The organism is Pseudomonas sp. WS 5412, assembly GCF_012985615.1.
Taxonomy (GTDB): domain Bacteria; phylum Pseudomonadota; class Gammaproteobacteria; order Pseudomonadales; family Pseudomonadaceae; genus Aquipseudomonas; species Aquipseudomonas shahriarae.
Window position 1 is genome coordinate 47,824 of the sequence record NZ_JAARMB010000019.1, and the last position, 13,436, is coordinate 61,259.

The window sequence follows — 13,436 nt, forward strand, 5'->3', positions numbered from 1 at the left end:
CATTATTTTTCCCTGATCTGAATCAAGTAGCAACCTCAAGTGCATGACTCTCGCGGCGCGGGGCTGGGCTATGCCTGAGAAATGCTCCATATAATTAGCACCGCCCGCAATGAAAGCGGGCTGCTACTGTTTTTTAGCAGAGTTTTTTGTAGAAAAAAGCAGTTAGTGCACCAGCGGCCAAGACGTAAGGTGCCACTAGATCAAGAGTTTCCCTGTGTGCTACCCAAGCATTTATTCTATACTTGAGTTCGATCCAAAGTAGAAGCAGTAAGTCTTCGCGCTTCCATTTTTCGTTATACTTATTAAGATCTATAAATCTCGTGAAGTATACCTGCCCGTGCTCCTCATGTTCTTCTGTTGACGGATAGGCAATAACACGCTTGAGCAATCCGGCTCTTCTGTATGCTGCATCTATTAAGCCCGGCTCATCGCCACCATAAACATCCACAGCCTTTTCCAGTAGCCCCCCAACGTCCCCCGAGTGTTCTGCGTAGTAATACACGGCCCTGTCGCTCATCAACTTACTAGACCACTGCTCAACAAGCTTGTCTCGGTAGGTTTCGGAGTATGCGTAGTAACGCAACACGCTGTAGCAAATGCCCGCGATCAGAAGCCATTGCAGGTTTTCATGATTAGTAAATTCGATTTTGAAAATTAGGCTGTTAGCCTCTTTTATGTCGGCACCGCTTACTACAATTGCAATGAGCAAGATAGAGAGCAAGAACAAGTTTCGTCTTTTGTTCTTGAATCCATCATCAGCATCCATTGCCTTCCTAAAGTCTTCTGCGCTCATCGTTGCTAATCACCCAGTAATAATTATAGGCATGTTGCCTGCATTCTTTCACAATTCTCAGGGTACCGAGCCTAGCCCAGCCGCTATTCCTCTTTTTGCACGCTTAAATTTGTTCCAAATACTGAGTTAGAAAGTTCGTCTGTGCACGCCAACACCCTACCCCCGCCAGCCCGTAACGGTTTTGAAGGTGATATATTTCGTTAGTTGGCCCTCTAAAGTGTGAAGATCTTTATCAAAGGCTGAACGAGCGTTAACGCTACTTTCATGCATTATGCGTTTTGTGTCATTGCAGACGCCGGGCATTACGCCAGATGCTGCATCTTCATATGCCTGAATCTTGCTCCCATGGTCCATGATTCTCATGAGAGTATCGTAAACCCCATCACTCTTATCAAATAAAAACTTTGCCTCTCGGCAAGCTTTGACAAAGTCTCTGGATTTTCCCTTCATATCCACATCGGCTTTGCCGTAGGACGCAAAGTAGTATTCGATAGTTGCTAGGAAGATATTGAATCGCTTGTTGTATAAATCTAGCCTTACTTTAGCACTTGCAATTCTCATCTGTGACCACGCCACAGTCAGTGCAATCAAACCAACCACACCACCAACAACACTTACAATCGTTGTAACTTGAGAAATGATGGTCTGGGGATCACCCACTGCCTTTACAACTTGCGGGCACACAACCAAAAGCTGGCTCCCGCCTGCCATCGCCCCACCACTCAGCAACACTCCTACCAGTGCAACCGCTCCCGCTATCCCTGCTTTCATTTTTGTTGTCTCGGTGCGTGAAATCAGTAGCAATCGGTGCTCACTGTTTGGCCGTAAGCCATAGAAACGCAGTGCGTTTGCCTTGGAGTTGCGGATGGTTGTTGGACTGGCATCACATACGACTTCTGCTGCTGATTTTGAAGGTTGAGGAAGAGAGCCTGTGCAGCGCATTGCTTCTGATCGGCACTTTGCGCTTGCTGGTCAGTAGCGATCCTCTTCAACTGGATACGGCAGTTCATGTATGCATCCGTACCCGGCAGGGCTCCGAATGACTGGCACTCAGCATCATCGCTGCTCACCCTCTGGCCTTCGGCTACTGCAAGGTTCTTCAAGCTTTCCTGCCGGATGGCATAGCCCTTAGTGCCGGGTAGGCAGTCGTCCCACGCAATCAGCCCTGTAGCACAGTCCAGTGGGTGGTTGGCACATCCTGCCAAAGCCAGCAGGGCAATCACCCCAATCCATACCTTCATATGATTCTCTTGGTGCGTGGTGGCACGACGTTATCGGGCTACGAGACAGGAACAGTGGCTGCATCAGTCTAGAAGCTTTGGCTCTGATTCATGCCCGAGCATTGGATTCTCGGCATCTGATTGCAACTGCTCTGCACGAGCCTGTGACTTCCAGCCAATATCAACTATCTCTTTGATCCTATCCACAAATGGCTTTGCACCGTCACCCAGCTTGCCTAGGGCCACACCAGCATCCCCCATCAACTCGTAGAAGCGACTGATGTCGGACATTTTCTTGTGTAGCTCCGACTGCATCTTCTCAAGGCGCTTGAGCATGCGTTGCTTGTGGCCTGCATCCAACTCGGTGTTTGCACTCACCATTTCACGCAACTCGTTTATCAGTTGCTGGATACGCTTCAAGTCACCATCGGTGAACTCGTATCCAAATCCATTCGTCAAGGTAACGGCGAATTGCTTCTTCAAGCTATCAAGCTTGCTAGCCGAGGTTTGCCCAATCAGTGTGTGTTGTACGTCCTGCAAAAACTTCCGAAGGTTGCCGCATACATACTCCATGCCGCTATCTACATCAGGTGGCGCCACAAGGTGCGAAATCAGTTCCTGCTCTTCAAGGTGCAAAAGAATCGCAGCGGCTTCAAGCAAAACCCCATGATCCTCCTCGGTCCAGTTTCCTGAATAATTGTTATCTGAGTCCGCAGCCTTCAAAGCAAAACGGCAGACGCCTATGCCACCCTCAACGGGGTTATCACGTACCTCTTGAAGCACATCGTTAGGGATTGCCATAACTCATCCATGGTTTTAGTCAATGGGTATCACTTTGCCACAGGTTCGAAGCGTTTAGAACTTTGGCAAGGCAGGGGTCAGTGAACGCTCTTCCATACTTCAATAGCGAAATACCCCAATAGCAGTAGCCCAGCCCCTATCCCAAATGTGAGAGTCGGCACCAAGACCCACAGCCAAAGCTTGTTAATCCTGACATTATGCAAGGACGAAGCTGCATCGATGATTTGCAGGACATTTGGCCCGCGTACCGTCTTGATAATCATCTTATTGATGCGGTTCAGATGTACTATGCCCCAAGTCATCTTAGTCACTTCCCAAGAGATGAAAAGCAGGAGGGACAGGAGAGCAAACAGGCCGCTTAAAGCGTACAGCCAGCTTGGAAGCTTGGTCACCAGCGTTGACCAAAACGCAAAATATCCAGCGTACCCAGCAACCAAAATAAGGTTTGTGTAACTGGTTGAGTGCGTCATTTGCTTTTCAGCCATCTGCATCATCATTGCGATATTTTTGTCGCGCTCGCAGTCCTGCTGAAATTTCTTGATGTCGTTGATCTCATTCACCACCGACTCCATGGCATTTTCCATGACCTCATGCCAATTACCTTCACCTCGCCTCATAACGCTCCCCTCATTGGCTATCGTCCATGTGTAGTTTACTGAGACTATCTGCAAGCATTGCAAACCGCCATCAGTTGCCCGAGTAGGGCAGAAAATACTGCTACATTGAAGGCTCATTCATCGGGGAGTACAGGAACAATGCCTATCCGTCGAACCGGCAATTTTGACCTCAACGCTGGCGTTGTGCAGCTCACACGAGAGAAGCTTGCAGGCTTTCTTGACGAGACAGAGCTTGATCAGACTGAGGTCAAGCTTGAGGGAGGGAAGATCAGCTTTTTAGCCCCTGAGTCTGTTTTGGAGAAAATAACACAGCATTTCGGGCAACCAGCGGGCAGGCTCAGTAGTACAAATGAGTAGTACAACCGGAAAAGAAAAACCCCTGTAACTCATTGAATTACAGGGGTTTTCTGTATATGGCGGAGAGATAGGGATTCGAACCCTAGGTACCGGTGAAGGTACAACGGATTTCGAATCCGTCCCATTCGGCCACTCTGGCATCTCTCCAACGGCGCGCATCATAACAGTCTGTTTCGTGGAAGCAAAGCGCCGAAGCAATTTTTTTCCGTGCTATCAGATGCTTGCGTCGATTACAGCGGTACGCCGAGACGGTTGGCGACTTCTTCGTAGGCTTCGATCACGTCACCGAGGCCCTGGCGGAAGCGGTCTTTGTCCATCTTCTTGCGGGTGTCTTTGTCCCACAGGCGGCAGCCGTCCGGGCTGAATTCGTCGCCCAGGACGATGGAGCCGTCGTGGAATACGCCGAATTCCAGTTTGAAGTCCACCAGCAGCAGGCCGGCGTCGTCGAACAGTTTGCTCAGGACGTCGTTGACCTTGAGGGACAACTCTTTCATGCGCGCCAGTTGCTCTGCGGTGCCCCAGCCGAATGCCACGACGTGGGATTCGTTGATGAACGGGTCGCCCTTGGCGTCGTCCTTGAGGAACAGTTCGAACGTGTAAGGGTTGAGCTTGAGGCCCTCTTCCACGCCCAGGCGCTTGACCAGGCTACCGGCAGCGTAGTTACGCACGACGCACTCGACCGGGATCATGTCGAGTTTTTTCACCAGGCATTCGTTGTCGCCCAGCAGTTTGTCGAATTGGGTCGGAATGCCGGCCGCTTCGAGCTTCTGCATGATGAAGGCGTTGAACTTGTTGTTCACCATGCCCTTGCGGTCGAGCTGTTCGATGCGCTTGCCGTCGAACGCCGAGGTGTCGTTGCGAAACAGCAGGATCAAGCGGTTGGCGTCGTCGGTCTTGTAAACTGACTTGGCTTTGCCGCGGTAGAGTTCTTCACGTTTTTCCATGATGGGCTCCGCTTGGTAAGTAGGTGGGCTAGGCGATATGTCGCCAGTCGAGCCCTGAATCTTGATCGGCCAGTTGCAGCCAGTCCGGGTCGCACCCGAGGGTGTCGACAAAACATTGCCGGGCAAGCTGCGGCAGGTTGTTCTTGCTGCTCAGGTGGGCCAGGACCAGGTGTTGCAGGTCTTGCCAGCCCAGCTCATACACCAGGTACGCCGCCTGGTGGTTGTTCAAATGTCCCAACTCGCCGCCAACCCGTTGCTTGAGAAAGTACGGGTAGTGACCGCGCGCCAGCAGGTCCCGGCAATGGTTGGACTCGATCATCAATGCATCGAGGTCCCGATAGCCTTCCAGCACCTTGGCACAGTAGGAACCCAGGTCGGTAAGCAGGCCGAAGCGGCGCTCGCCGTCACTGAATACATATTGCGTAGGCTCATGGGCATCGTGGGCCACGGCAATCACATCGATGCTCAAGGCACCCACCTGCAGTTGCTCGCCACCAGCCAGGAAACCTGCGGGCTCAACGGGTTTGCGCATCCCGCGCAAGGTGCCGCGACTCAGGTACACCGGAAGATTGTAGCGCCGAGACAGCAAACCCACGCCATGCACGTGGTCGGCATGTTCGTGGGTCACTAGAATCGCGCTCAACTGCGCCGGGTGAACCCCCAGGCGCAGTAGGCGTCGCTCGGTTTCCCGCAGGGAGAAACCACAATCCACCAGGACGTACGTGTCGTCGTGGGCTACAAGCGTGCCGTTCCCTTGGCTACCGCTGCCGAGAACAGCAAAACGCATCAGATCAGCCCAGGTTGTCCTGAATCACGCCCAACACTTTGCGCGCCGTTTCTGCTGGCGCCACGGTGTTGATGTTCTTCTCGACGGTGACTTGCACGTTGTCGCCAACCTTGCTCAAGCGCACTTGATAACGCTCGGCGCGGGTCTCGATCTCTTCCTTGGTCGGCTCGCTGCCGAACAACTTGCTGAAGAAACCACGCTCTTCGTCTTTCTTCTCGGCCTTTTCAGCCACGTTGATGTAGTACAGGCCCAGGCTGCGGTTGATGTCTTCGACGCGCCATGGGCCTTGCTCCAGGGCACGGCCGACGCTGGCCCAGGCACGATCCAGGTCTTCACCCAGGTTGAGCACGACGTTGCCGCTGCCGTCTTCGGTGAGGCTGACACGGCTAGGTGTGTCGTAATCACGGGCAGCGAGCAGGGATACGGAACCACCCTTCTCGGAGATGCGGCTCATGCTGGCAAGCATCTCGTCGACCAGCGCAGCATCAACACCACTGTTGACCGAACGGTTGGTGAACTCGACGTTGGCGGTGCTGCCGGCAGGACGCGCGGCGCTGACCACGTAGACTTCACTGGTATTGCGTTGCACGCCTGGCTCGATGCGCACGCGGATCCGGCTTTCGCCATCAGCTGCAACACCACCGGCCTGCAGGCGCTTGGCCATATTGGCCGACAGTTCGTTCGACTGCTGCCACGCGGTGGTGAACTCACCGGTTTGCGGGCGTTGTTCGTCGATACGGAAGCCATTGTCCTGGAAGAACTGCACCGCCACCGGCCAGACTTCGGCAGGTGGGCGCTGAGCCATGATCCAGCGCGAGTCGCCGCTTTTCTGCAGGCTGTAGTCGCTGGCATCGGCCATGGCCGAAATCGGCTGTGGACGCGGCACTTCGTACTCGCCCTTGACGGTGTCGTCGGCCACGTTGCGCGGGATCGGCAACAGCGGGTCAAGGCGCTTGGCGACATTGACGTCCGGCGGCAATTGCATCGGTGCGGTTTGTTGTGCTTCCAAGTAATCGCTGCCGCGGTCACGGAAGTAGCCTTCCGGGCCCCAGATCCAACCGCAGCCACTGGTGCTGGAGATAATCAAGGCAAGTGCGGAAAGTCCGGCCAATCGCTTCATGCGTAGTGCTTCCTCAATTAAACCAGGACGCCGGACTGGCGCAGGGCCTGTCGCAGCGGTTCGTGACAGGCGGGGCTGAGGGGGGTGAGCGGCAGACGGATACCGTCCGGCATCAGGCCCATCTCATGCAGCGCCCATTTCACGGGGATTGGATTGGATTCGATAAACAGGGTTTTGTTGAGCGGCATCAGTTGCTCATGAATCGCCCGGGCCTTGACGGCATCACCGGCGATTGCAGCGGCACACAGTTCGCTCATGGCACGTGGGGCCACATTGGCGGTCACCGAGATGTTGCCCTTGCCACCCAGCAGCATCAGTTCCACAGCCGTGGCGTCGTCACCGGAGTACAGCAGGAAGTCGCTGCTCACACCGGCCAGGATGTCCTTGGCGCGCTGCAGGTCACCGGTGGCTTCCTTGATACCGATGATGTTCGGCACGGTGGACAGGCGGATCACGGTCGCGGCCTGCATGTCGCACGCTGTGCGACCTGGCACGTTGTACAGGATCTGCGGAATGTCGACGGCTTCGGCGATGGTCTTGAAGTGCTGGTACAAGCCTTCCTGGGTCGGCTTGTTGTAGTACGGCGTCACCAGCAGGCAGGCATCCGCGCCGGCCTTCTTGGCGTTCTTGGTCAGTTCGATCGCTTCGCGCGTCGAGTTGGCGCCCGTACCGGCAATCACCGTGATACGCCCTGCCACGCGCTTGACCACAAACTCGATCACCTTGATGTGTTCTTCCACATCAAGCGTGGCCGATTCACCTGTGGTGCCGACAGCCACAATGGCGTTGGTGCCTTCTTGCAGGTGAAAGTCCACCAGTTTGCCCAGGCTGTCCCAGTCGAGATTACCTTGTGCATCCATGGGTGTGACCAGTGCCACCATACTGCCCGCAATCATGCAACCGCTCCTGCCGGAAAAAGAGAGCCGTAATGGTACTGGCGCCAAGATGCTTGCACAAGCGAAGTACCCTCTGAGGATGCGTTCTGGATCAACTTAGTTGCCAGCAACGCCATCATTGGGCCAAAGCACGGCCAGATGCCGCTGAATATGCAATGAAAACGCCACGTCCTAGCCCTTGGCGGCGCTTTTCGCTACCCTTGATCCTTTGATCGGTACCGCACGTTCGTATCGACCGCTCATCGCTTTAGGAATGCTGCATGTCCACCCCCACAGTCCGCGAACAATTCCTTGTTATCAGTGCCCTTGGCGCCAACCCCATGGAGCTGACTAACGTCCTGTGCCGCGCCAGCCATGAAAATCGCTGCGCCGTTGTGACTTCACGCCTGACTCGCCATGGCGAGTGCAGCGCGCTGGTCCTGCAGATTTCCGGGAGCTGGGACGCCCTGGCGCGCCTGGAAGCCGGCTTGCCGACCCTGGCCAAGAAGCACGACTTCACCGTCAATGTAGTACGCAGTGCAGCCTTGGAGAACCGTCCCCAGGCGCTGCCGTATGTGGCCTACGTCAGTTCGGCCTACCGTTCGGACATCGTCAATGAGCTGTGCCAGTTCTTTATCGACCATAACGTCGAACTGGAAAACCTGACCTTCGACACCTATCAGGCCCCCCAGACCGGCGGCACCATGCTCAACGCCACCTTTACCGTGACCTTGCCGGCAGGCGTACAGATCAGTTGGCTGCGCGACCAGTTCCTGGACTTCGCCGATGCGCTGAACCTGGATGCACTGATCGAACCGTGGCGCCCACAGAATCCAATGTAAGGAGGTTTTTCATGGCGGTAGTCATCGACACACCAGTGGCCGATTTCGAAGCCCAGGCGACAAGCGGGCAGACGTTCAGCCTCGCCGGGCTCAAGGGCAAGCAAGTGGTCCTGTATTTCTACCCGAAGGACAGCACCCCGGGCTGCACTACTGAAGGCCAGGGGTTCCGCGACCAGCATGCTGCCTTCCAGGCTGCCAACACCGAGGTGTTTGGGGTGTCCCGGGACAGCCTGAAGTCCCATGAAAACTTCAAGGCCAAGCAAGCCTTCCCCTTCGAGCTGATCAGCGACAAGGACGAGGCGGTTTGCCAGCTGTTTGATGTGATCAAGCTGAAGAAGCTATACGGCAAGGAATACCTGGGCGTTGATCGCAGCACCTTCCTGATCGACAAGGAAGGCGTGCTGCGCCAGGAATGGCGCGGCGTGAAAGTGCCGGGGCATGTGGAGGCGGTATTGGCCGCGGCACAGGCACTGCACAAGGCTTGATGGGGCGAGTGGCAGTTAGATAGCTATCGCAGGCAAGCCAGCTCCCACATTGGATCGGTGCCAGGCAAGACAACCCGGCCAGTGTGGGGGCCGGATCCGCCCCCTCCCCGCAGGCTCAGGCCTTGCGCAACCAGTAGCGATAGACGCCGTTATCGGCCTCTTCGTGCAACAGCACATGCCCCGCCAGCTTGGCAAACGTGCGGAAGTCCCGCTGCGACCCGGCATCCGTGGCAATCACCTTGAGCACCGCACCACTGGCCAGCCGATTGAGCTCCATCTTGGCCTTGAGCAGTGGCAACGGGCAATTGAGGCCACTGGCATCGAGCTCAGCGTCGTGGTTTACAGCAGCGGTCATGGTTTTGCTCCGGATGGCATCAGGGGATGCTTAGAATATCTGGTCCCAGGCTCAGTGTCCGGCTACAGTAAGGTCTTTGTCGAAAGGCTTTGTGCATGACTTTTTTGCGCCCTACCCTGCTGACGCTGGCTTGCCTGCTTGCCTCTCCAGGCTTCGCCGACGACCTGCCGTCACTTGGCGACGCCAGTTCTGCCATTGTCTCGCCACAACAGGAACACCAACTGGGCCGGGCATGGCTGGCGTTCCTGCGCGGCCAGGTCTCGGTCCTCAATGACCCGCAGCTCAAGGATTACGTCGAGACCAGCGTCTACAAACTGGTGGAGACCAGCCAGGTCAATGACCGGCGCCTGGAGTTCATCCTGATCAACAGCCCGCAACTCAACGCGTTTGCCGCGCCGGGTGGGATTGTCGGGGTCAACGGCGGCCTGTTTCTCAATGCCCAGACCGAAGGCGAATACGCCTCGGTGATGGCCCACGAATTGGCGCACTTGTCCCAGCGCCACTTCGCCCGAGGCGTGGAAGCCCAACAACGGATGCAGATCCCGATGATGGCCGCGCTGCTCGGCGGGATTATCGCGGCCGCCGCCGGTGCCGGTGACGCCGGGATTGCCGCGATTGCCGGCAGCCAGGCTGCAGCGATTCAGGAGCAGCGGCGCTTCTCGCGGCAGAATGAACAAGAGGCCGACCGCATCGGCATCCTCAACATGGTCAAGGCCGGTTACGACCCGCGCTCGATGCCGACCATGTTCGAACGCTTGATGCGCCAGTACCGCTTCGATGCCAAGCCTCCGGAATTCCTGCTGACGCACCCGGTCACCGAATCGCGGATCGCCGATACGCGCAACCGCGCCGAACAGGCCAAGACCGGTGGCACCGAAGACAGCCTGCGCTATCAACTGATTCGCGCCCGAGTTCAGCTGTATTACGAAGATACGCCCGGGCTGGCCGCCAAACGCTTCCGTGCGCAACTGGATGAGAACCCGAAAAGCGATGTAGCACGTTATGGATTGGCCATCGCCCAGATCAAGGGCACCCAGCTCAACGAGGCGCGCGAGACCCTCAAGCCGTTGCTGGCCAAGGCGCCCAACGACATCACCTACAACCTGGCGCAGATTGAGCTGGATATCACCAACAATCGCATGCCCGATGCGCAGCAACGCACCGACCGCATGCTGGCCCAGTACCCCAGCAACTACCCGCTGAACCAGGTGCGCGTGGACCTGCTGCTCAAGCAGAACCGCACCGCCGACGCGGAAAAAGCCCTGGAAGGCCTGCTCAAGTCGCGCTCCGACGATCCGGACGTGTGGTACCAGGTGGCCGAGACCCGCGGCCTGTCCGGCAATATCATTGGCCTGCATCAAGCCCGCGCCGAGTACTTCGCGCTGGTCGGCGACTTCCAGCAGGCCATCCAGCAACTGGACTTTGCCAAGCGCCGGGCCGGCAGCAACTTCCCGCTGTCGTCACGCATTGATGCGCGCCAGCGTGAGTTGATCGAACAGGAACGCATCGTCAAAGGCATGATGAGCTAAATCCAGCGCCCACAAAAAAGCCCCGCTCTCGACTATCGAGAGCGGGGCTTTTTATTGACCTACGGCTAGCGGATTACTCGGCCAGCTTGAAGGTGATAAAGCTGGCACGCCCTTGACGCAGGACGCGCATCGACACCGAGCGATTCTTCGGCAGCGCCTTGGCGATGTCGGTGAATTCCTTGGTGGAGTTGATCGCCTGGTTGTTCAAGTGGGTGATCACATCACCCGGTTGCAGGCCGATCAGGGCGGCCGGGCCGTCCTGGACCTCCTTGATCACCACGCCACTCTTGAGGTCGAAGCTCTTCTTCTGCTCGTCAGTCAACTCGACCACGGCGATGCCCAGGCGATTGCTGCTGCGCTCGGCACCCGATTTACCGCCCAGCGCGCCAAGCTCCTGACCTTCTTCAGGGATCGCGCCCACGGTCAGCTCGACGTTCTGGCGCTTGCCTTCGCGGATCACTTCCAGCTTGGCCTTGCTGCCAGCCTTAAGTGCGCCGACCAGGTGCGGTAGGTCGGCCGACATGACAATCGGCTGGCCGTTCATGGTCAGGATCACATCGCCAACCTGCAAGCCGCCTTTGGCCGCCGGGCCGTCGTCCTGAATCTGCGCGACCAGGGCGCCAGCAGGTTTGTCCAGGCCAAAGGACTCGGCCAGGTCTTTGTTCACTTCCTGGATCACTACGCCCAACCAGCCACGGCTGACCTTGCCACCGGCTTTGAGCTGGTTGGAAACATCCATGGCCACATCAATCGGGATGGCGAAGGAGACGCCCATGAAACCGCCGGAACGGGTGTAGATCTGCGAGTTGATCCCCACCACTTCGCCCGCCAGGTTGAACAGCGGGCCACCGGAGTTACCCGGATTGATCGGCACGTCGGTCTGGATGAACGGCACGTAGTTCTCGTTCGGCAGGCTACGACCAATGGCACTGACGATGCCCTGGGTCACGGTGTGGTCAAAGCCAAACGGCGAACCGATGGCCAACACCCATTGCCCGGCTTTCAGATCCTGGGACTTACCCAGTTTCAGCACGGGCAGGTCCTTGCCTTCGATCTTCAGCAAGGCCACGTCGGAGCGTGGATCGGTGCCGACCAGCTTGGCCTTGAGCTCACTGCGATCTGCCAGGCGCACGAGGATTTCGTCGGCGTCGGCGATCACATGGTTATTGGTGAGGATGTAGCCATCAGGCGAAATGATAAAACCCGACCCCAGGGACTGGGCTTCACGCTGACCGCCACCGCCGCCACGGGGTGAACGCGGCTGAGGCATACCGCGCTCGAAGAACTCCCGCAGCATCGGCGGCAGGCCTTCAAGGTCAGGCATCTGCTGGTTCGAGACTTTACGCTCCGGCAGCTTCTGCGTGGTACTGATGTTCACCACGGCAGGCGAGGCTTGCTCTACCAGCTGGGTGAAGTCAGGCAGTTCCGCCGCTTGCGCGGTAACGGCCTGACCCAGCACCAGCACCGTGGCGACTATGGAAAGGTAAGACTTCAAACGTGGTATCGACATACAGCTCCCGTTACGACGAGCAGGGTTGGGCGACAAGGTTCTTTAAACGCCGGAGACTACTACTACCGACGTCAACATTGCGTGAACAACACAAGGCCAGAACCGAGAAGTTCTGACCTATAAAAAACATAAGGAAATTTTGCAAGTGAAAATACTCTCCAGACATTTCATGTTCTGTGCAGCAGGGCAGGCACTTCCCGCATTACTGTGAACAATCTGGATGAGCATAGGATTAACAGCTCACGGTTTTTCGGGCGCCGTGCCACTGCGCACCGACAGCGCGATCCGTTCGGCGGTGCCGAGGGGGATCTCCCCGACCACCGTCACCATGATCTCGCCTTGAGGGGTATTCATGCGGCGCGATACGGCAACCGTTGGCCCCAGTTGCACCCGGCTCTCCGTCGCAGCCTCGCCACTGACGGGCTCCAGGAACACCGAAAAACGCGCCAACCCATCCTCGTACATCAAGCTGTTTACCACCACATGGGTCCGGGAGTCCTTACGCGAAGCGCTACGGGCCAACTGGAAGCCAGGCGGCAGCCAGCTCGGATGCCAAGCCTGGGGGGCGACCACGTCCTCGGCCTTGCTGCTGGCGACCGACAATGGCTTGCAGTCCCTGCCGGGTTGCAAAGCGCTTTCATCCGGGGCTTTGGTACTCAATTGAGTGAACTGGAAACGCTCCAGCAACTGCCCCTTGTCATTGATCAACAATGATTTGAGCGGCAGCGCGGTTTCACGATCCAGATGCATCTCAAAGCCGTAGCGGTGCTGGTCGCGCGGCGTCAACGAGACGATCACAGCTTTACGACCAGCCACACGGGATTCGCCAATGGTGGCAAGCGTGTAAAAAGAATTGAGTTTTTGCGGATCAAGCACATGGGCGGAACCGCCCGGGGAGTTACCAAGACCCGCTACCAGGCTGCCGCTGACACATTGAGTGTGCCCATCGACACGTACGACTTCCTGAGCTGATCCATCGAGCTGCAATATCCGTTCGCGGACCTGACCATTTTGGACTAGATGCCAGATGTCATGGGTAGAGAAACTACCGTTGCGCTCGTAGATAAATGTACCTTGGTAGCTTTGCTGCTGCTCTGCCCGCCCAAGACGCTTCAGCCAGTCTTGGGCTTCATCGGCATGGGCGGGAACTGTAAACCAGCCACTGAGCAAAAGCGCAAGGAGCGGTATGGCACGCATAAGG

15 protein-coding genes and 1 tRNA gene are annotated in these 13,436 nt (G+C 56.8%); 3 read left to right on the top strand and 13 right to left on the bottom strand.

All coding sequences use genetic code 11. The features are described from left to right. Positions 1 to 133: 133 nt before the first annotated feature. The 10 genes from HBR94_RS21905 to dapA all read right to left on the bottom strand — a co-directional run bounded on the left by HBR94_RS21905 (position 134) and on the right by dapA (position 7,535). Positions 134 to 793 carry a hypothetical protein gene (locus tag HBR94_RS21905; protein WP_170045532.1) on the bottom strand — a complete coding sequence of 220 codons (660 nt, stop codon included), beginning with the start codon at positions 791 to 793 and terminating at the stop codon, positions 134 to 136. A 156-nt stretch (positions 794 to 949) separates the two neighbouring features. Next, positions 950 to 1,564, bottom strand: coding sequence for a hypothetical protein (locus HBR94_RS21910; RefSeq protein ID WP_170045533.1), 615 nt, complete (start codon positions 1,562 to 1,564; stop codon positions 950 to 952). A 23-nt stretch (positions 1,565 to 1,587) separates the two neighbouring features. Continuing rightward, complete coding sequence (locus HBR94_RS28755; RefSeq protein ID WP_262383414.1) at positions 1,588 to 2,034, bottom strand: hypothetical protein; 447 nt, start codon at positions 2,032 to 2,034, stop codon at positions 1,588 to 1,590. 63 nt (positions 2,035 to 2,097) lie between these two features. Further along, positions 2,098 to 2,814: a hypothetical protein gene (locus HBR94_RS21920; protein WP_170045534.1), complete on the bottom strand. Its 717-nt coding sequence runs from the start codon at positions 2,812 to 2,814 to the stop codon at positions 2,098 to 2,100. Positions 2,815 to 2,891: 77 nt separating this feature from the next. Next, positions 2,892 to 3,374, bottom strand: coding sequence for a hypothetical protein (locus HBR94_RS21925; protein ID WP_170045535.1), 483 nt, complete (start codon positions 3,372 to 3,374; stop codon positions 2,892 to 2,894). 471 nt (positions 3,375 to 3,845) lie between these two features. Beyond that, positions 3,846 to 3,935 (bottom strand) — tRNA-Ser (locus HBR94_RS21930). A gap of 83 nt (positions 3,936 to 4,018) precedes the next feature. Beyond that, on the bottom strand, positions 4,019 to 4,732 hold the full coding sequence (purC, locus tag HBR94_RS21935) for a phosphoribosylaminoimidazolesuccinocarboxamide synthase (RefSeq protein ID WP_003211975.1): 714 nt from the start codon (positions 4,730 to 4,732) through the stop codon (positions 4,019 to 4,021). Between the two features lie 28 nt (positions 4,733 to 4,760). Continuing rightward, the gene (locus HBR94_RS21940) at positions 4,761 to 5,519 is read right to left on the bottom strand and encodes an MBL fold metallo-hydrolase (RefSeq protein ID WP_057958791.1); all 759 of its coding nucleotides are present in this window, start codon (positions 5,517 to 5,519) and stop codon (positions 4,761 to 4,763) included. Between the two features lie 4 nt (positions 5,520 to 5,523). Next, positions 5,524 to 6,639, bottom strand: coding sequence for an outer membrane protein assembly factor BamC (gene bamC / locus HBR94_RS21945; RefSeq protein WP_057441316.1), 1,116 nt, complete (start codon positions 6,637 to 6,639; stop codon positions 5,524 to 5,526). Between the two features lie 17 nt (positions 6,640 to 6,656). Beyond that, a complete protein-coding gene (gene dapA, locus HBR94_RS21950; protein ID WP_057444335.1) occupies positions 6,657 to 7,535 on the bottom strand; it encodes a 4-hydroxy-tetrahydrodipicolinate synthase in 879 nt (292 codons plus the stop codon). A 260-nt stretch (positions 7,536 to 7,795) separates the two neighbouring features. On the opposite strand from dapA, the gene HBR94_RS21955 reads away from it, so the two are divergent. Both HBR94_RS21955 and HBR94_RS21960 read left to right on the top strand, forming a co-directional pair. Beyond that, on the top strand, positions 7,796 to 8,356 hold the full coding sequence (locus HBR94_RS21955) for a glycine cleavage system protein R (RefSeq protein ID WP_029299075.1): 561 nt from the start codon (positions 7,796 to 7,798) through the stop codon (positions 8,354 to 8,356). A gap of 11 nt (positions 8,357 to 8,367) precedes the next feature. After that, positions 8,368 to 8,841: a peroxiredoxin gene (locus HBR94_RS21960; RefSeq protein ID WP_057958790.1), complete on the top strand. Its 474-nt coding sequence runs from the start codon at positions 8,368 to 8,370 to the stop codon at positions 8,839 to 8,841. Positions 8,842 to 8,956: 115 nt separating this feature from the next. On the opposite strand, the gene HBR94_RS21965 is transcribed toward HBR94_RS21960, so the two are convergent. Then, a complete protein-coding gene (locus HBR94_RS21965) occupies positions 8,957 to 9,196 on the bottom strand; it encodes a sulfurtransferase TusA family protein (RefSeq protein ID WP_057441319.1) in 240 nt (79 codons plus the stop codon). A gap of 95 nt (positions 9,197 to 9,291) precedes the next feature. Between HBR94_RS21965 and HBR94_RS21970 the strand changes: the two genes are divergently transcribed. Beyond that, the gene (locus tag HBR94_RS21970) at positions 9,292 to 10,725 is read left to right on the top strand and encodes a M48 family metalloprotease (RefSeq protein ID WP_029299078.1); all 1,434 of its coding nucleotides are present in this window, start codon (positions 9,292 to 9,294) and stop codon (positions 10,723 to 10,725) included. Positions 10,726 to 10,798: 73 nt separating this feature from the next. Here the strand turns inward: HBR94_RS21970 and HBR94_RS21975 are convergent, their stop codons facing one another. Then, a complete protein-coding gene (locus HBR94_RS21975; protein ID WP_170045536.1) occupies positions 10,799 to 12,235 on the bottom strand; it encodes a DegQ family serine endoprotease in 1,437 nt (478 codons plus the stop codon). A 240-nt stretch (positions 12,236 to 12,475) separates the two neighbouring features. After that, on the bottom strand, positions 12,476 to 13,432 hold the full coding sequence (locus HBR94_RS21980; RefSeq protein ID WP_057444333.1) for a MucB/RseB C-terminal domain-containing protein: 957 nt from the start codon (positions 13,430 to 13,432) through the stop codon (positions 12,476 to 12,478). Between the last annotated feature and the right edge of the window lie 4 nt (positions 13,433 to 13,436).